Annotated in this window: 12 protein-coding genes and 2 pseudogenes; 9 read left to right on the top strand and 5 right to left on the bottom strand. The window is 70.9% G+C overall.

The features are described 5' to 3' along the window. Positions 1-654: 654 nt before the first annotated feature. Complete coding sequence (gene moaA / locus PKA16_RS04650; RefSeq protein WP_324400878.1) at positions 655-1,806, bottom strand: GTP 3',8-cyclase MoaA; 1,152 nt, start codon at positions 1,804-1,806, stop codon at positions 655-657. Between the two features lie 125 nt (positions 1,807-1,931). Here moaA and PKA16_RS04645 point away from each other — a divergent pair, with 125 nt between their 5' ends. Next, the gene (locus tag PKA16_RS04645; RefSeq protein ID WP_324400876.1) at positions 1,932-2,447 is read left to right on the top strand and encodes a TlpA disulfide reductase family protein; all 516 of its coding nucleotides are present in this window, start codon (positions 1,932-1,934) and stop codon (positions 2,445-2,447) included. After that, complete coding sequence (locus PKA16_RS04640) at positions 2,444-3,790, top strand: D-serine ammonia-lyase (protein ID WP_324400874.1); 1,347 nt, start codon at positions 2,444-2,446, stop codon at positions 3,788-3,790. Before PKA16_RS04645 ends, PKA16_RS04640 begins: the two co-directional genes overlap by 4 nt. A 352-nt stretch (positions 3,791-4,142) precedes the next feature. Here PKA16_RS04640 and PKA16_RS04635 read toward each other — a convergent pair whose 3' ends face one another. Then, entirely contained in the window at positions 4,143-4,904 is a 762-nt protein-coding gene (locus PKA16_RS04635) for an SDR family oxidoreductase (RefSeq protein WP_324400872.1), read from the bottom strand. 114 nt (positions 4,905-5,018) lie between these two features. Here PKA16_RS04635 and PKA16_RS04630 point away from each other — a divergent pair, with 114 nt between their 5' ends. Continuing rightward, a complete protein-coding gene (locus PKA16_RS04630; RefSeq protein ID WP_324400870.1) occupies positions 5,019-5,699 on the top strand; it encodes a DUF937 domain-containing protein in 681 nt (226 codons plus the stop codon). Between the two features lie 178 nt (positions 5,700-5,877). Here PKA16_RS04630 and PKA16_RS04625 read toward each other — a convergent pair whose 3' ends face one another. Then, positions 5,878-7,311: an aldehyde dehydrogenase family protein gene (locus PKA16_RS04625; protein WP_324400868.1), complete on the bottom strand. Its 1,434-nt coding sequence runs from the start codon at positions 7,309-7,311 to the stop codon at positions 5,878-5,880. 215 nt (positions 7,312-7,526) lie between these two features. Here PKA16_RS04625 and PKA16_RS04620 point away from each other — a divergent pair. After that, positions 7,527-7,793: pseudogene (locus PKA16_RS04620) on the top strand (MFS transporter); the annotation flags it as partial. A 57-nt stretch (positions 7,794-7,850) separates the two neighbouring features. Here the strand turns inward: PKA16_RS04620 and PKA16_RS04615 are convergent. Next, positions 7,851-10,019 (bottom strand): sodium-translocating pyrophosphatase, encoded by a 2,169-nt coding sequence (locus PKA16_RS04615; RefSeq protein ID WP_324400867.1) that lies wholly within the window; start codon positions 10,017-10,019, stop codon positions 7,851-7,853. A 238-nt stretch (positions 10,020-10,257) separates the two neighbouring features. Between PKA16_RS04615 and ppa the strand changes: the two genes are divergently transcribed. The 5 genes from ppa to PKA16_RS04590 all read left to right on the top strand — a co-directional run bounded on the left by ppa (position 10,258) and on the right by PKA16_RS04590 (position 15,887). After that, a complete protein-coding gene (gene ppa / locus PKA16_RS04610; protein ID WP_324400865.1) occupies positions 10,258-10,803 on the top strand; it encodes an inorganic diphosphatase in 546 nt (181 codons plus the stop codon). 162 nt (positions 10,804-10,965) lie between these two features. After that, complete coding sequence (locus PKA16_RS04605; protein ID WP_324400863.1) at positions 10,966-12,414, top strand: DUF2868 domain-containing protein; 1,449 nt, start codon at positions 10,966-10,968, stop codon at positions 12,412-12,414. Next, positions 12,407-13,837 carry a GTPase/DUF3482 domain-containing protein gene (locus PKA16_RS04600; protein WP_324400861.1) on the top strand — a complete coding sequence of 477 codons (1,431 nt, stop codon included), beginning with the start codon at positions 12,407-12,409 and terminating at the stop codon, positions 13,835-13,837. Before PKA16_RS04605 ends, PKA16_RS04600 begins: the two co-directional genes overlap by 8 nt. A 186-nt stretch (positions 13,838-14,023) precedes the next feature. Next, entirely contained in the window at positions 14,024-15,526 is a 1,503-nt protein-coding gene (locus PKA16_RS04595; RefSeq protein WP_324400859.1) for a M20 family peptidase, read from the top strand. A 46-nt stretch (positions 15,527-15,572) separates the two neighbouring features. Beyond that, the gene (locus tag PKA16_RS04590; protein WP_324400857.1) at positions 15,573-15,887 is read left to right on the top strand and encodes a hypothetical protein; all 315 of its coding nucleotides are present in this window, start codon (positions 15,573-15,575) and stop codon (positions 15,885-15,887) included. A gap of 15 nt (positions 15,888-15,902) precedes the next feature. Here PKA16_RS04590 and PKA16_RS04585 read toward each other — a convergent pair. Then, positions 15,903-16,553 (bottom strand): annotated as a pseudogene (locus tag PKA16_RS04585) (GNAT family N-acetyltransferase); the annotation flags it as partial. Between the last annotated feature and the right edge of the window lie 344 nt (positions 16,554-16,897).

Raw genomic sequence — 16,897 nt, 5'->3', positions numbered from 1 at the left:
CCACAGGGCCAAAATACCAGACCTCATGGCGTCCGTTTTTCGGGGGCCAGTTCACTTGTCGAAAGCCGCATGAGCATTGAGCTCGGCCATTTTGGTCACGCTCACCGGTTGGGTGAGCGCACTATGCACCCGCCAGCACCACCCTCACCGCGCCATGTGGCGTTGCTAGTGCAGTGTTTCGCGCTATCAGGCACTTATAACGAGTCGCCAAGGGGCCAGCTGCGCGGCGCGTGGCCGCAGGCATGGTGGCCCCATGTCAAGGCCGCGCAACAAAGCAGATGGCCCCTTGGCGGCTCGCCCTGCGGGAAGCCAGAAAAAGGCTTGCGGCGGCGTTGCGATTCTTGCCAAGGCCGCCAGCATTGGCTGCAAACCGCGCCTTGCCGCAAGCCTTTTTCTGGCTTTTATAAGTGCCTGATAGCGCGAAATACTGCACTAATCGTGGCGCACATCAGTGCGCGGCCTCCTCGCCCTTGCAGGGCGCGGCCCAGCCAGAGGCTGGACCCGTTCGCGCCGTCCAAAGGCGCACAGGCGCCTTTGGAGCCGCGGCGCTCACCCTTGCCTGGCACGCCGAGGGCGGCACTGGCGGGCGCATCCAACTGCCGGATTCAGGTTGAATCCACGACTGTCGTGGCGGCCCCGTGACGACCGCGGGCCTCAACCGCCGATGTAGCTCATCTCGATGCGTTTCTCGCTCGGGCCGTGGTCCGGCGGCAGGCTGGCGCGCAGCTCGCTGTAGCGGTCGGTGCGGCCCTGCCAGATGCCGGCGATGGCGCCCTGGATCGCCTCGTCCGGCGCGCCGCCGCGCAGCAGGGCACGCAGATCGTGGCCGTGGTTCGCGAACAGGCACAGGTAGAGCTTGCCGTCGGTCGACAGCCGCGCGCGGTTGCAGGCGCCGCAGAAGGGGTGCGTGACGCTGCAGATCACGCCGACCTCGCCCAGCGCCGGGTCGTGGCGGCCATCGGCGCCGGCGTAACCCCAGCGTTCGGCGGTCTCGCCAGGCGCCGTGGCTTCGAGCGGCACCAGCGGGAATTCGCTCTGCAGCAGGCGGATCACCTCGGCGCCGGGCAGCACCTCGGTCATGCGCCAGCCATTGGTCGAACCCACATCCATGAACTCGATGAAGCGCACCGTGATGCCGGTGCCGCGAAAGCGCCGCGCGATCGGCAGGATCTCCTGCTCGTTGGTGCCGCGCTTGACCACCACGTTGACCTTGATCGGCCCGAGGCCCGCAGCCTGCGCGGCGTCGATGCCGGCCAGCACCTTGTGCACCGGAAAGCCGACGTCGTTCATGCGCTGGAAGATCGTGTCGTCGAGCGCGTCCAGGCTCACGGTGACGCGCTTCAGGCCGGCCGCGGCCAGCGCCTTCGCCTTGCGCTCCAGCAGCGAACCATTGGTGGTGAGCGTGATGTCGAGTGGCTCGCCGTCCGGCGTGCACAACTGCGCCAGCAGCTCGATCAGGCCTTCGACGTTCTTGCGCACCAGCGGCTCGCCGCCGGTCAGGCGCAGCTTGTGCACGCCCTGCGTCACGAACAGCCCGGCCAGGCGCGCGATCTCCTCGAAGCTCAGCACCTCGGCCTGCGGCAGGAAGTGGTAGCGCGAGCCGAACACCTCCTTGGGCATGCAGTAGGTGCAACGGAAGTTGCAGCGGTCCGTGACGCTGATGCGCAGGTCGCGCAGCGGCCGGCCGCGCGTGTCGACCAGCGTGCCCGCCGGGGTTGCGGTCGGCAGCGGCGTCGGCGGCGACGACTTGACGACCCGGCCGTTCGAGCGCCGGGCGCTGTAGGAGGAAACCGTGCTCTTGTCCATGCGGGCCATTATGCTGAAGCGGACAGAGGCCCATCTGGGGTAGTGGTTTGCAGTCGTGGTTTGCGCGCCCGCGCGGCGCAGGCGCACGCTACCATGTGCGGCTGCACACGCATCGGAAGCCACGCATGAACGTCGCACGCTGGAATCGCCGTCACTGGCTGCAGGGCACAGCTGCGTTGCTGCTGGCCGACCCGGGCCGCGCTGCCGAGCCTGGCGCGGCGCCCCTGCCGGCGCTGGGCAGCGTATTGCCGCTGGCCCCCGCCAGTCTGCTGGACGGCGGTCGTTTCGAGCCGCGCGAGGCCGAGGGTCGGGTGCTGGTGCTCTACTGGTGGGCCAGCTGGTGCCCGTTCTGCGCCGAGCAGAGCCCCGAGATGCAGAAGCTCTGGGATGCCGGGCGCGCGCGCGGCCTGCGCCTGCTGGCGCTGTCGATCGACCGCCGCCCGGACGAGGCCGTGGCCTACCTGCGTCGCAAAGGCTACACCTTTCCGGCGGCCTGGCTCGGCCCCGAGCTGGCGCGTGCCTACCCCAAGCCCGAAGGGCTGCCGGTCACCGTGGTGCGCGGCAAGGATGGCCGCGTGCTGCAGGCCGAGCAGGGCCAGATGTTCCCCGAGGACGTCGCCGAACTGGCGCGCTGGCTGTGACCGGCACGGTGGATCCCGCGCTGGCCGCATCGCTGGCCCCCGGCCTGCTGGCCGACCTGATGGCGGCGCGCGCCTGTGCCTGGTTCAATCCGCGGCTGCAGCCCGCTGCCGTCGCCCTGCCCGAGGCCGGCCTGGGCGCCGCCGAGGTGCAGGAGGCCGCCGACCGCCTGCGGCGCTTCGCGCCCTGGCTGGCCGAGGCCTTTCCGGCCACGCGCGCCAGCGGCGGCATCATCGAGTCGCCCCTGGTGGCCGTGCCGGCGCTGCAGGCCGCGCTGGACGCGCGCCGCGGCATGGTGCTGCCCGGACGGCTGTGGCTGAAGCTGGATTCGGCGCTGCCGATCTCGGGCTCGATCAAGGCGCGTGGCGGCATCCACGAGGTGCTGCGCCACGCCGAGCGGCTCGCCCTTGACGCCGGCCTGCTGGCGCTGCAGGACGACTACCGCCGCTTCGCTGCGCCCGAGCTGCGCGCCCTGCTGGGCCGCCACCGCATTGCCGTCGGCTCCACCGGCAACCTCGGGCTGTCGATCGGCATCATCGGCGCGCAGCTCGGCTTCCAGGTCACGGTCCACATGTCGGCCGACGCGCGCCAGTGGAAGAAGGACCGGCTGCGCGCGCACGGCGTCACCGTGGTCGAGCACGCCGCCGACTACTCGGCCGCCGTGGCCGAGGGCCGGGCGCAGGCGGCGGCCGATCCATTGACCTATTTCGTCGACGACGAAAACTCGCCGCACCTGTTCCTCGGCTATGCCGTGGCGGCGCAGCGGCTCGCCGGCCAGCTCCAGGCGCTCGACCTCCGCGTCGGCCCGGACCGGCCGCTGTTCGTGTACCTGCCCTGCGGCGTCGGCGGCGGGCCGGGCGGTGTCGCCTTTGGCCTCAAGCTGGTGTTCGGCGACCACGTGCACTGCCTGTTTGCGGAGCCCACGCACGCGCCCTGCATGCTGCTGGGCCTGGCCAGTGGCTGGCACGAGGACGTGAGCGTGCACGACATCGGCCTGGACGGCGTCACCGCCGCCGACGGCCTGGCGGTGGCGCGCCCCTCGGGCTTCGTCGGGCGGCGCCTGGCGCACCTGATCGACGGCTGCTTCACTGTCGACGACGACGAACTGTTCCGCCTCGTGGCCCTGCTGCACCAGCACGAGGGCCTGGACGTCGAGCCCTCCGCCGTCGCCGGCCTGCCCGGACCCTGGCACGTCGCCCGGGCCGCCGGCCACCTGCAGCGCCTCGGCATCGGCCCGGCCGAACTGGCCCGGTCCACCCACATCGCCTGGGCCACCGGCGGCAGCATGGTGCCGGCCGAGGAGATGGCCGCTTACATCGCGCACGGCGCAGCGATGCTGTCCTGACCCTGCCCACCGGGGGCCGACGCGCCAGCCCTGCGACGCAGCCACACCGCTTCAGACGGGCTGGTTCAACCAGACCTCTCAAAAGGCCGCGGAGCAGGCCATTCGGAGGCGCCTGTGGCCGGAGTCTCCCTGGGCGCAGGCCCAGCAAAGCGGGGCAAGCGGCTGCGCGTGAAAGCCTGGCCTGGCCGCCCTCGTCGTTGCCGTGCTCGCCGGGTGCCCCAACCCGGCTGCCTCAATGGCAGTCCGAAGGCCGCGGAGCAGGCCATGCGGGGCACCCGTGACCAGGGTCCCCCTGGGCACAGGGTGCCTCCCCCTTCAAGGGGGAAGGAGCGCAGCGACACAGGGGGTGGCCTTAAACACACCGCCCCCCATCCACCTCTATGCACACGCCGCTGACGAAGGCCGCCTCGTCGCTGGCCAGATACAGCGCCGCATTGGCGACGTCGAGCGCGGTCGAGAAGCGGCCGAGCGGGATGGTGGCGCGGAATTTCGCGCGGCGCGCCTCGTCCAGCGGACCCCCGGCAAATTCGGCCGACAGGCCGGTGTCGGGATTGAACACCGGGTTGATGCAGTTGACGCGGATGTTGTCGGGGCCGAGCTCGGCCGCCATCGATTTGCTGGTGGTAATGACCGCGCCCTTGCTGCCATTGTACCAGGTCAGTCCGGGGCGCGGCCGGATCCCGGCGGTCGAGGCGATGTTGATGATGCTGCCCCCGCCATTCGCACGCATCGCCGGCACGGCGTGCTGGGCCGACAGGAAGATGCTCTTGACGTTGACGGCGTAGACCTTGTCGAACTCGGCTTCGCTCACCTCCAGCATGGGCCGGTTGCGGTGCGTCCAGCCGGCGTTGTTGACCAGCACGTCCAGCCTGCCGCCGTGATCCAGTGCCGTGTGCACGAGGCGCGCCCAGTCGGTGCTGCGCGTCACGTCACCGGCGACGAAGCAGGCCTTGCCGCCGGCCGCCGTGATGTCGGCGGCCACTTTCTCGCCCAGCTCGGCGTTGATGTCGGCCACCACCACTGCCGCGCCTTCGGCCGCCAGCCGCCGGGCAATGCCCTCACCAATGCCGCCGCCGGCGCCGGTGACGAGGATCGACTTGTTCTGCACGCGCATCGGGTTCCTCCCGTGTGATGAAGTTGGCACTCAACGGCACATGGTAAGCCGCGGCCGCTTTCCCGTTGCTACCATGGTCGTTTCCCCGGATTCGACAGAGGAAGGAAGCCGCACATGAATGGCTCGCTCATCGACGACCTGATGGGTCAATTGCAGGGCCCGGCGATGGGCCAGATCGCCCGGCAGCTGGGCACCGACACCGGTACCGCCAGCAACGCCATCGCCGCCGCGCTGCCGATGGTGGTCGGCGCGCTGGGCCGCAACACGCAGCAGCCCGAGGGCGCGGCGGCGCTGTTCAACGCGCTGCAGCGCGACCATGCAGGGCAGGGTGCTGTGGACCTGGGTGGCCTGATGGGCGCCATGCTCGGGGGGGCTGGCGGCGCGGCCGGCACCGGCGGCCTGGGCGGCCTGCTGGGCAACGTGCTCGGCGGTGGCGCGCCGGCCAGTCGCCAGATGGATGCGGGCGGCATCCTCGGTCACATCTTCGGCAGCGCGCAGCCGCGTGCCGAGGTCGGACTGAGCCAGGCGGCCGGGCTGCAGTCCGGGCAGGCCGGCAAGCTGTTGATGATGCTGGCGCCCATGGTCATGGCGGCGCTGGCCGGACGCGTACGAGCCGGCAAGCTGGACGCCGGCGGCCTGGGCAGCGCACTGGGCCAGGAGCGCATGCGGGTGCAGCAGCAGGGCGGCCTCGGCGGCGGCCTGCTGAACGCCGTGCTGGACCAGGACGGCGACGGCAAGGTCGACCTGGGCGACCTGCTCAAGCTCGGCGGCAGCCTGCTCGGCGGCCGGCGCTGAGCGGCCAGCAGCCGAACAGCCGAACAGCCGAACAGCCGAACAGCCGAACAGCCGAACAGCCGGACGCAGAGGACGCGAAGGTTGCGCAGAGGACGCGGAAGAAACCGAATTCCTTTTGCGTCTTCTGCGTGATCTCTGCGCCTTCTGCGTATGGATGTTCTGGCTTCTGATCCCGGATCTAGCCGTGGCGCACCGCCACGGTCTTCAGCACGGTGAAGCCGTAGAGCGCCTCGAAGCCCTTCTCGCGCCCGTAGCCGGATGACTTGTAGCCGCCGAAGGGCAGCTCGACGCCGCCACCGGCGCCGTAGTTGTTGATGAACACCTGGCCGCTGCGCACGCGCCGCGCCATGCGCAGCTGGCGCCCGCCGTCGCGCGTCCAGACGCCGGCGACGAGGCCGAAGCGCGTCGCGTTGGCCAGTTCCACCGCGTGGTCCTCGTCGCGGAAGGGCATGGCGGCAAGCACCGGGCCGAACACTTCTTCCTGCGCCAGGCGGTGCTGCACCGGCACGTCGGCCAGCAGCACCGGCGCCTGGTAGTAGCCGCCGGCCGGCGCCTCGGCCACGATCTCGCCCTCGGCCACGGTGCGGATGCCGTCGCGCCGCGCCTCGGCCAGGAAGTCGGTGACGCGCTTCTTCTGGCCAGCGCGGATCAGCGGCCCGACATCCAGGTCCATGCCGGCCGGGCCGACGCGCAGCGCGGCAAAGGCCTGGCCCAGGCGCTCGAGCAGCGGCTGGTAGATGGCCTGCTCGACCAGCACGCGCGAGCCGGCCGAGCAGGTCTGGCCGGCGTTCTGCACGATGGCGTTGATGATGACCGGCAGCGCCGCGTCGAGGTCGGCGTCGGCAAACACGATCTGCGGGCTCTTGCCACCGAGCTCCAGCGTCACCGGGCAGTGGCGTTTCGCGGCGGTCTGCTGGATCAGCGTGCCCACGCGCGGGCTGCCGGTGAAGCTGATGTGGTCCACGCCCGGGTGCTCGGCCAGCGCCTGGCCGACCTCGTGGCCGAAGCCGGTGACGACGTTGATGGCACCGGGCGGAAAGCCGCAGTCGGCGGCCAGCTGCGCCACGCGCAGGATCGACAGGCAGGCGTCCTCGGCCGGCTTGACGACGCAGCAGTTGCCGGCCGCCAGCGCGCCGCCGACGCTGCGGCCGAAGATCTGCATCGGGTAGTTCCAGGGGATCACGTGGCCGGTCACGCCGTGCGGCTCGCGCCAGGTGAAGACGCTGTAGCCGCTCTGGTAGGGCAGGGTCTCGCCGTGCAGCTTGTCGCAGGCGCCGGCGTAGAACTCGAAGTAGCGCACCAGCGCCGCCACGTCGGCCCGGGCCTGCTTCGTCGGCTTGCCGCAGTCGCGCTGCTCGAGCAGGGCGAGTTCGTCGGCGTGCTCGGCCACGCGGGCCGACAGGCGCTGCAGCAGGCGCCCGCGCTCGGCGGCCGAAAGCCGGCTCCACGGTCCCTCGAAGCAGCCGCGCGCCGACTGCACGGCGGCGTCGATGTCCTGCGCGTCGCTGTGCTGGATGTCGTCGAACACCAGGCCGTCGGACGGGTCGATCACGGGGATCGAGCGCATGCTCATGGAGGAGACCGGGTAGTTGTCGATGAAGTTGAGTTGCATGGCGCGATTGTGCCGCCGGCGCGCCACAATGGATGCATTCGAATCACCCCGCATGCGCGATGTCTGTCCAGCGTCCTTCCGGCCGCCGGCCTGCAGGAATCTGGGTGCTGGGGTTCGTCAGCCTGCTGATGGACGTGTCGTCCGAGATGATCCATGCGCTGCTGCCGGTGGTGGTGCCGATCCTGGTCGGCCTGATCCTGGGCCCGAAGGCACTGGGTGGCCTGCTGCTGGGGGTGCTGCTGTGGGGCCTGCACATGGGCATGACGCAGGGCCTGCTGAGTGCGATGGTGGCCGCCGGCGCGCCCGCAGACCTGCGTGGCACCGCGTTCGGCTTCTTCAACCTGGTGAGCGGGCTCGCGATGCTGGCCGCCAGCGTGCTGGCCAGCCTGCTGTGGCAGTACCTGGCTCCGGCCTGGACCTTTGGCGCCGGTGCGGTGTTCGCTGGCGCGGCGCTGCTGGCGTTGCGCGGCGACGGCCACTGAGGCCAAAAAAAGCCCGCCGGGAGGCGGGCTTTCGGGAGCGGCGCAAGCGCCAGCGCGTCACTGCCGCGCGCGGGCCGTCTCAGTGGCCGTCGGCAGGTACGCGGCGACGTCCACGGCGGCAGCATCCTGCTGCGCCACGACCGCGGCCGGCGTGTCCGCCGCATTGGCGGTCTTCTGGCCGCCGTGCATGCTGACCACCAGGGGCACGATCAGCAAGGCCACGATGTTGATGATCTTGATCAGCGGGTTGACGGCGGGGCCGGCGGTGTCCTTGTAGGGGTCGCCCACGGTGTCGCCGGTGACGGCGGCCTTGTGCGCCTCGCTGCCCTTGCCGCCGTGGTGGCCGTCCTCGATGTACTTCTTGGCGTTGTCCCAGGCGCCGCCGCCGGTGCACATGGAAATGGCGACGAACAGCCCGGTCACGATGGTGCCCATCAGCAGGCCACCCAGCGCCTTCGGGCCCAGGATCAGGCCGACCAGGATCGGCACCACCACCGGCAGCAGCGAGGGGATCATCATCTCCTTGATCGCCGCGCCCGTCAGCAGGCTGACGGCCTTGCCGTACTCGGGCTTGCCCGTGCCTTCCATGATGCCCTTGATCTCGCGGAACTGGCGACGCACTTCCTCGACCACCGAGCCGGCGGCGCGGCCCACGGCCTCCATCGCCATGGCGCCGAACAGGTAGGGGATCAGGCCGCCGATGAACAGGCCGACGATCACCATCGGGTCCGACAGGTCGAATGCCGTGCCGGCGCCGAAGCTGTCGAGCTTGTGCGTGTAGTCGGCAAACAGCACCAGCGCCGCGAGGCCCGCCGAGCCGATGGCGTAGCCCTTGGTCACCGCCTTGGTGGTGTTGCCCACGGCGTCCAGCGGGTCGGTGATGTCGCGCACCTCGGAGGGCATCTCGCTCATCTCGGCGATGCCGCCGGCGTTGTCGGTGATCGGCCCATAGGCGTCCAGCGCCACGATGATGCCGGCCATCGACAGCATCGACATGGCGGCCACGGCGACGCCGTACAGGCCGGCCAGGGCATAGGCCGAGACGATCGCCGCGCAGACGAACAGCACGGGCCAGGCGGTGGACTTCATCGAGATGCCGATGCCGGCGATGATGTTGGTGGCGTGGCCGGTGGTGCTGGCCTGCGCCACGTGCTGCACCGGCTTGTACTGGGTGCCGGTGTAGTACTCGGTGATCCACACCAGCAGGGCCGTCAGCACCAGGCCGATCACGCAGGCGCCGAACAGGCGCATCACGGCGCCTTCGCCGCCTAGCGCATTGTCCGGGATGATCCAGGCAGTGACGAACCAGAACGCGATCAGCGACAGGATGCCCGCGATCGCCAAGCCCTTGTAGAGCGCCGGCATCACGTTCTTCATGCCCGGGCTCGCCTTGACGAAGAAGGTGCCGATGATCGAGGCGACGATGGAGACCGCGCCCAGCGCCAGCGGGTACATCACGGCGGCGGTCGGCGCGGCCGTGATCATCAGGCCGCCGAGCACCATGGTGGCGATCAGCGTGACGGCGTAGGTCTCGAACAGGTCGGCCGCCATGCCGGCGCAGTCGCCCACGTTGTCGCCCACGTTGTCGGCGATCACCGCCGGGTTGCGCGGGTCGTCCTCGGGGATGCCGGCTTCCACCTTGCCCACCAGGTCGGCGCCGACGTCGGCGCCCTTGGTGAAGATGCCGCCGCCCAGCCGTGCGAAGATCGAAATCAGCGACGAACCGAAGGCTAGGCCGATCAGCGGGTTGAGCGCCTTGGAATCGGCGGCCGCACCCCCCAGGAACCAGTAGAAGCCGGCCACGCCCAGCAGGCCCAGGCCGACCACCAGCATGCCGGTGATGGCGCCGCCGCGGAAGGCCACGTCCAGCGCCGGGCCGATGCCGCGGGTCGCCGCCTGCGCCGTGCGCACGTTGGCGCGCACCGACACGTTCATGCCGATGAAGCCGCAGGCGCCCGAGAGCACCGCGCCGACCACGAAGCCGATCGCGGTCTGCACGTCCAGCACCAGGGCGATCAGGATCGCCAGCACCACGCCGACGATGGCGATGGTCTTGTACTGCTTGGCCAGGTAGGCGGCCGCGCCGGCCTGGATCGCCGCGGCGATCTCCTGCATGCGCGCGTTGCCCGCGTCCTGGGAAAGAATCCAGCCGCGTGCCCAGAAGCCGTAGATCACGGCGACCAGACCGCAGACGAGCGCCAGTATCAGCGCCGAATTGCCTGTCATTTCAGATTACTCCTCGCTCAAGCCTTGCATTCGGGAGGAGCTGGCGCGCTCGGCTGAAGCGTCAACGCAGCCAGTTCTCCCACCTGCGTTGCTTCCTCGCGCCTGATTGGGGGCCGCGATTGGCCAACCCGGCAATTTTACGCACAAGCCGCGCCGCCCCCGGCCGCGCCGATGGCTCGCGCTAGAATGCAAAGTTGGCCCGATCTGCCCATTTCCAGACATCGACAGCGGAGCGCCCATGCCTCTTGAAAGCGTCAGCCCCGGAAAGAATGCCCCCGCGGAATTCAACGTCATCATCGAGATCCCGATGGAAGCCGACCCGATCAAGTACGAGGTCGACGATGACACCGGTGCCCTGTTCGTCGACCGCTTCATGACGGTGGCGATGTACTACCCGACCAACTATGGCTACATCCCGCAGACGCTGTCGGGCGACGGCGACCCGGTCGACGTGCTGGTGGTCACGCCGTACCCGCTGCAGTCCGGCGTGGTGATCACCTGTCGCGCGGTCGGCATCCTGAAGATGGAGGACGAGGCGGGCATCGACGGCAAGGTGCTGGCCGTGCCGGTCGACAAGGTGTCCACCATGTACAGCCGCTGGAAGAAGATCGAGGATGTCAACGCCATGCGGCTCGAGGCGATCTCCCACTTCTTCCAGCACTACAAGGACCTGGAGCACGGCAAGTGGGTCAAGCTGCTGGGCTGGGAAGGCCCGGAGGCGGCGCAGCAGGAAGTGGCCGACGGCATTGCCAATTTCCGCCGGCACCACGCCGAACGCGGCTGAGGGCCGCCGCCAGGCGGCCTGCGCGGGGCTCGAGGTTCCTGCGTGAAAACGCACGCATGCCGAAGTGGCGCAAGCACGACAGGCTATTGGTTCGATAGCGACCGTTGATCCGTCCGGGAGCGTCGCGCTGGGTATCATCGCGCCCTGCAGCCTGCTCCCGCCATGCCATCTCCCGAGGCCACTCGACGCCGCGCGACCCTGTCTGCCGCCATCCTGACCGAGGCGGTGCTGCGCTTGGAGCGCACGGGGCCGCTGGAGGACAGTGCCGAGCTGCAGCAGGCCTTTCGCACCCGGCCCACGCGCGCGGCACAGCTGCAGGAACGCGCGGGGCTGCTTGGCGTGCGACTTGGGCTGTTGCGCGAGCTGGCGCGCTGGCGCCGGATGCTGCTGCTCGCGGTGGCGGTGCTGGCGATCGCCATGGCGTTGCTGGCGCTGGCGACGGTGCGCGCGCTGCTGGGACCGGATCGCAGCATCAATGCCGTGGCCGCCTTCATCAGCCTGCTGGGCTGGCATGGTGCCACCCTGGTGCTGTGGCTGCTCGGTTTCCTGCGGCCCTGGCGCGCCCGGTCCGGTCGGCTGTCGCTGGCGCGCGCCGCGCTCTGGCTGGTGGCACAGGTCCCTGCGGGGGGCGGCCACGCGGGCGGGCGCACCCGCCATGGGCCGCTGCTGCTGCAGTCGACCATGGCGGTGCTGCGGCGCGCCCGCCTGTGGCCCTGGCTGACGGGCGTGCTGAGCCACATGATCTGGGCACTGTCGTTCGTGGTCGTGCTCGGCGTGCTGTGGCTGCGCTTTGCTTTCCAGGAATACCGGCTGACCTGGGAGACCACGATCCTGAGCGCCGGGTTCTTCGAGCGCTTCGTTGCCGTCACGGGCGTGCTGCCGGCTCGGCTCGGCTTTGCCGTGCCCGATGCCGCCGCCGTGCTGCAGGCCGGCAGCGCCGGCACCGTCGCCCTCGCGGCCAGCCAGAGCGCCTGGGCCCAGTGGCTGCTGGGCTGCGTCACCGCGTATGGCCTGCTGCCGCGCGCATTGCTGGCGCTCCTGAGCATCTGGCGCTGGCGCGCGGGTCAGGCGCGGGTGGCGCAGCCCGACATGGTGGATGCCGCGGTGCGCGGCATCATGGCCCGGCTCGACGCACTCGAGCCGGCGTCACAGGTGATTGACCCGGAACAGCGGCCGGACGGGCCCGGCCTGGCAGGGCGCATGCCGGCAGTCCCGGGATCCGACGCACTGGTGGTGGTCGGCTTCGAGCTGCCGCCGGAGGTCTCCTGGCCGCCGCCGGACCTGCCGGCATCGGCCGTGACGCTGTCGGTGTCCGGCAGCGCTGCCGAGCGCCGGGCCGCCAGCACGCGGCTCGCGGCAATACGTCCGATGGCGTTGCTGGTGCAGGTCCACGCCACGTCCAGCCCGGACCGGGGTACGGCGCGCTTCCTGCGGGACGCCACGACCTTTGCGGGCCGCAGCGCGGTCTGGCTGCAAGCGCCGGACGGCCCGGTGCCACGCCAGGCCGCGCAGCGCTGGCGCGACTGGCTGCGGGCCGAGGGCTTCGCGGCGTGCGCGCTGCTGCAGGACGCCGCGGCCGTACGGAACTGGATGGCATCCGCGCATGGCTGAGCCGCTCACCATCGCCGTCGTCGGCCACACCAACGCCGGCAAGACCTCGCTGCTGCGCACGCTCACGCGGCGCGTGGACTTCGGCGACGTGTCGGACCGGCCCGGTACCACGCGCCATGCCGAGGCGATTGCGCTGCGGCTGGAGGGGCGTGTCCTGGCCCGCTTCATCGACACGCCGGGGCTGGAGGACGCGGTCGCGCTGCAGGAATACCTGCAGCGCCTGGAGGGCGAGTCCGAGCACGCGCAGCTGCAGGGCTTCCTGCGCGGACCCGAGGCCCATGCCGCCTTCGAGCAGGAGGCCAAGGTGGTGCGCGCGCTGCTGGAGCAGGCCGATTGCGCGATGCTGGTGATCGATACGCGCGAACCGGTGCTGCCCAAGTACCGCGCCGAGATGCGCATCCTGATCGCCTGTGCGCGGCCCATCCTGCCGGTTCTCAACTTCGTGCGCGATGCTGCCTCGCGCCAGGCCGAATGGCACCGGATGTTGCGCGAGAGCGGTCTGCACGCGCGTGTCGAATTCGACGCCGTGGCGCCCTTCATCGGCTCCGAGCAGCAGCTCTACAGCGACCTCGCCACGTTGCTGCCGACGCATCGCGAACGGCTGCAGGAGATCGGCTCCAGCCTGGCCGCCGAGGCGCGTGACCGGCGCGCCGCAGCTTGCCGCGTGGTGGCCGATGCCCTGGTCGACGTCGCCGCCATGCGCCGCGCGCTGCCCGCGGCCGAGTTCGCCCGGCAGGACCGGCAACAGGCCTTCGTGCAGGCTTTCCGGGACGAGGTGCGGCGCCATGCGCGGCGCGCCGTCGACGCGCTGCTGGCACTCTACGGTTTTCGCCCGGGCGACGCCGAGCTGGCCGACATGCCCGAGCTGGCCGGCCGCTGGGCGGACGATCTGTTCAATACCGAGCTGCTGCTGCAGGCGGGCAAGCGCCTGGGCCTGGGCGCCATGATCGGCGCTGGCGTCGGCGCCGTAGCCGACGTCGCGCTGGCCGGGCTGTCCCTGGGCGCGGCCACCACGCTCGGCGCCACGGTCGGCGGCGCCGTCTCCGGCGGCTGGCGACCGCTGTGGCGCAAGCTGGAAAACCGCCTGACCGGGGTGCAAGAGCTGACGGTGGAAGACCCCGTGCTGGTGCTGATGGCGGGCCACCTGCTGCAACTCGTGCGCGCCCTGGCGCTGCGCGGCCACGCGGCACAGGAGACGCTGCGCGTGACGGCCGATCCGGCGCCCGACGCGGCAGGCGACATGCGCGTGGCGATCGGCTTGCTCGGCAGCGCGCGCGGTCACCCCGAATGGGAGCGCGGCAGTCCGGGCGCGCTGGACGACGAAGGCCGCGCCGAGTTGCACACTGCCCTGGCGCGCCAGTTGCTGGACCGCCTGACGGACGCGCCGGGTGCCGCGCCGCCGGCCCTGCCGGGAGCCGGTTGATGTCGCGCCGGGTGCAAGGGCCTGGCCCGCGCCGCCGGCTCGCGCGGACATGCGGGCAGGCGGATCAGGGGCCGGTGATGCAAGCGCAGCGAAGTCAACCGGCATGTGCTGGCGCGGGCGCAAGCTCATGAGAACTCGCCAAGGCAGCGGTTACGATGCGTCGCTGTCACTGGAGGGAGTGGAACCGTGATCAAGAGACTCTTCGGAATCCTGCTGCTGGCCCTGGTCGCGCTGGCGCTGGCGCTGGCCGTCAACACCTGGCGCCATGGCTCGCGCCAGCTGCAGGTCGAGCCGCTGGCGCCCATCGCGATCGACGAGGCCGCCGTGGCCGGCCGGCTGGCCGAGGCGGTGCGGCTGCAGACCGTGTCGTCACAGGCCGATGCGGGCCAGAATGCCGACCAGTTCCGCGCCCTGCACGCGCTGCTGCAGCAGCAGTTTCCGCGCGTGCATGCCACGCTCAAGCGCGAGCTGGTGAACGAGCTCAGCCTGCTCTACACGTGGGAAGGCGCCGACCCGAAGGCGCCCGCCATGGTGCTGCTGGCGCACCAGGACGTGGTGCCGATCGCACCCGGCACCGAGGGCGACTGGCAGCAGCCGCCGTTTGCCGGCATCGTCAGGGACGGCTACGTCTGGGGCCGTGGCTCGTGGGACGACAAGGGCAACCTGCTGGCCCAGCTCGAGGCGGTGGAGCTGCTACTGGCCGCAGGCTGGCAGCCGCCGCGCACCATCTACCTGGCTTACGGCGCGGACGAGGAGGTGGGCGGCCACCGCGGCGCGGCCAGCATCGCCGGACTGCTCAAGTCGCGCGGCGTGCAGGCGGACTTCGTGCTGGACGAGGGCCTGCTGGTGCTGGATGGCGTGATGCCCGGCCTGAAGCGGCCGGCCGCCCTGGTCGGCATCGCCGAGAAGGGCTACATGTCGGTGCAACTGGGCTTCACCGCCACCCCCGGCCACTCGTCCATGCCGCCGTCGGCCGGCGCCAGCGCCATCGGCATGATGAGCGCGGCCCTGGCGGCGCTCGACCGCCAGCAGATGCCGGCTGGCATGCGCGGCGTGGCGGCCGAGATGTTCGACGTGCTGGCGCCCGAGATGGGCGGCTTCTCGCGCGTGGCGCTGTCCAACCTGTGGCTGTTCGGCCCGCTGGTGCAGCGGCAGCTCGAGCGCGCCGCCAGCACCAACGCCATGCTGCGCACCACCACCGCGCTCACCATCGCCAGCGCCGGCAACAAGGACAACGTGCTGCCGGGTCGCGCCGAGGCCGTGGTCAACTTCCGCATCCTGCCTGGCGACACGCGCGCGCAGGTGACCCAGCACGTCGAGCAGGTGGCGGGCGGGCAGGTACCGGCCGGGCACCTGGCGGTCAACCCGCTGCCCGGCTCGAAGGAGGCATCCAAGGTCGCGCCCACCGGTGCTGCGCCCTACCAGGCGCTGGCGCGCACCATCCGCGAGGTGTTTCCGGATGCCCTGGTGGCACCCGGCCTGATGGTGGCCGGCACCGACTCGGTGCACTACGAGCCGATCAGCGACCACATCTTCAAGTTCTCGCCGATCCGGGCCGACAGCGAGGACCTCAAGCGCTTCCATGGCACCAACGAGCGCCTGTCCGTGAAGAATTACGCGGATGCCATCCGTTTCTATCACCGGCTCGTCACCCAGGTGGCAAAAACACCGCGCGCTACGGCAAGCTGACTGTTTCCACTTGTCAAATCCGTCGCAACCGATGAACAATCGCACCATGACTGCCTACACCAAGCTTTCGGTCGCTGCCGCCACGCTGCTGCTGGCCGCGGGCGCGCAAGCCGCCTGCTACACCGTGATGGATGCCAAGGGCAACATCGTGTCGCAGACCACCACGCCGCCGGTCGACATGTCCTACCAGTTGCACCAGACCGTGCCCGAGCGCTACGGCCCCGGTGCCAGCATGGTGTTCGGCATCGCCGACGACAACTGCGGCTTTCCGGCCGAGGCGCGCGAGCGCGACGCCTTCAAGCCGGCTGCCTTCCGCAGCGGCGGCAAGGCCCGGCGCGCGCCCAAGGCCGATCGCGGCTGAGTACCGGTACCGGTCCTACCTCGGCGGGTGGCCGAAGGGGTCGCGCGCGCGCAGCCGCGCCAGATAGCCCGTCATGGCCGCGTCCTCGCGGTCCAGGAAGCGCCCCACCGCCTCGGCAAAGGCCGGGTGCGCGAGCCAGTGCGCGCTGTGCGTGGTCACCGGTAGCAGGGCGCGCGCCATCTTGTGCTCGCCCTGGGCGCCGCCTTCAAAGCGCGCGATGCCGTGCGCGATGCACCACGCCAGCGGCGCGTAGTAGCACAGCTCGAAGTGCAGGCAGTCCACGCGCTCCAGCGCGCCCCAGTAGCGACCGTAGGCCACGCGGCCCGTGGTGCGTTCCTCATGGTCGCCGGGTGAACTCGTGTCCAGCGCGATCAGGCTGGCGGCGATCGGCCGTCCCTCGCGCTCGGCGATGAACAGCACCCAGGCCCGTGGCAGGTCGCGCGCCATGCGGACAAAGAAGTCGGGCGTCAGATAGGGCGCGTTGCCGTGCTCGAGATAGGTGCGTTCGTAGCAGCGGTAGAAGAAGTCCCAGTCGGCCGGCGTGATGTCGACCCCGCGCGCCCAGCGCACGCGCACGCCGGCGTCCGCCACGCGCCGGCGCTCCTGCCGGATCTTCTTGCGCTTCTCGCGCTGCAGCGAGGCCAGGAAGTCCTCGAAGTCGGTGAATGGTCGCGCGCCCGTGGTTTCGGCCGCACGGACTTCACGGGTTCCCGAGCCGCCGCCGGGCCGTCCCAAGGGGGCGAGCGCCCCCGAGGGGCTGAGGGCCGCGGCTCCAGGCTCGCCAGTGCGAGCCTGGACAGCCCGAAGACGAGTCGACTCTGGCGGCTCCGCGGCCTGCAAGGCCGGCGCAGCAGGCGCAGCGGGGGAGCGCGGGGGCTTCATGAGCGCCGCCGGGCCGTCCCAAGGCGCGAAGGCCCCCTCGGGGGGCAGCGCAGCAGGCGCAGCCGCGGAGCGTGGGGGCTTCATGAGCGCCGCCGGGCCGTCCCAAGGCGCGAAGGCCCCCTCGGGGG

The organism is Ottowia sp., from assembly GCF_035325765.1.
Lineage (GTDB): Bacteria > Pseudomonadota > Gammaproteobacteria > Burkholderiales > Burkholderiaceae_C > Ottowia.
The sequence above is the reverse complement of the archived record's forward strand: the minus strand, read 5'-3'. Positions and strand labels throughout refer to the sequence as shown.

What these genes read in the sequence shown, in the direction of transcription:
- PKA16_RS04635 (WP_324400872.1), bottom strand. Translation starts at nt 4,904, where the DNA reads ATGCGCGTGCAGAACAAGTCGATCCTCGTCACCGGCGCCGGCGGCGGC.
- PKA16_RS04645 (WP_324400876.1), top strand. Translation starts at nt 1,932, where the DNA reads ATGAACGTCGCACGCTGGAATCGCCGTCACTGGCTGCAGGGCACAGCT.
- PKA16_RS04600 (WP_324400861.1), top strand. Translation starts at nt 12,407, where the DNA reads ATGGCTGAGCCGCTCACCATCGCCGTCGTCGGCCACACCAACGCCGGC.
- PKA16_RS04625 (WP_324400868.1), bottom strand. Translation starts at nt 7,311, where the DNA reads ATGCAACTCAACTTCATCGACAACTACCCGGTCTCCTCCATGAGCATG.
- moaA (WP_324400878.1), bottom strand. Translation starts at nt 1,806, where the DNA reads ATGGACAAGAGCACGGTTTCCTCCTACAGCGCCCGGCGCTCGAACGGC.
- PKA16_RS04605 (WP_324400863.1), top strand. Translation starts at nt 10,966, where the DNA reads ATGCCATCTCCCGAGGCCACTCGACGCCGCGCGACCCTGTCTGCCGCC.
- PKA16_RS04590 (WP_324400857.1), top strand. Translation starts at nt 15,573, where the DNA reads ATGACTGCCTACACCAAGCTTTCGGTCGCTGCCGCCACGCTGCTGCTG.
- PKA16_RS04630 (WP_324400870.1), top strand. Translation starts at nt 5,019, where the DNA reads ATGAATGGCTCGCTCATCGACGACCTGATGGGTCAATTGCAGGGCCCG.
- PKA16_RS04615 (WP_324400867.1), bottom strand. Translation starts at nt 10,019, where the DNA reads ATGACAGGCAATTCGGCGCTGATACTGGCGCTCGTCTGCGGTCTGGTC.
- ppa (WP_324400865.1), top strand. Translation starts at nt 10,258, where the DNA reads ATGCCTCTTGAAAGCGTCAGCCCCGGAAAGAATGCCCCCGCGGAATTC.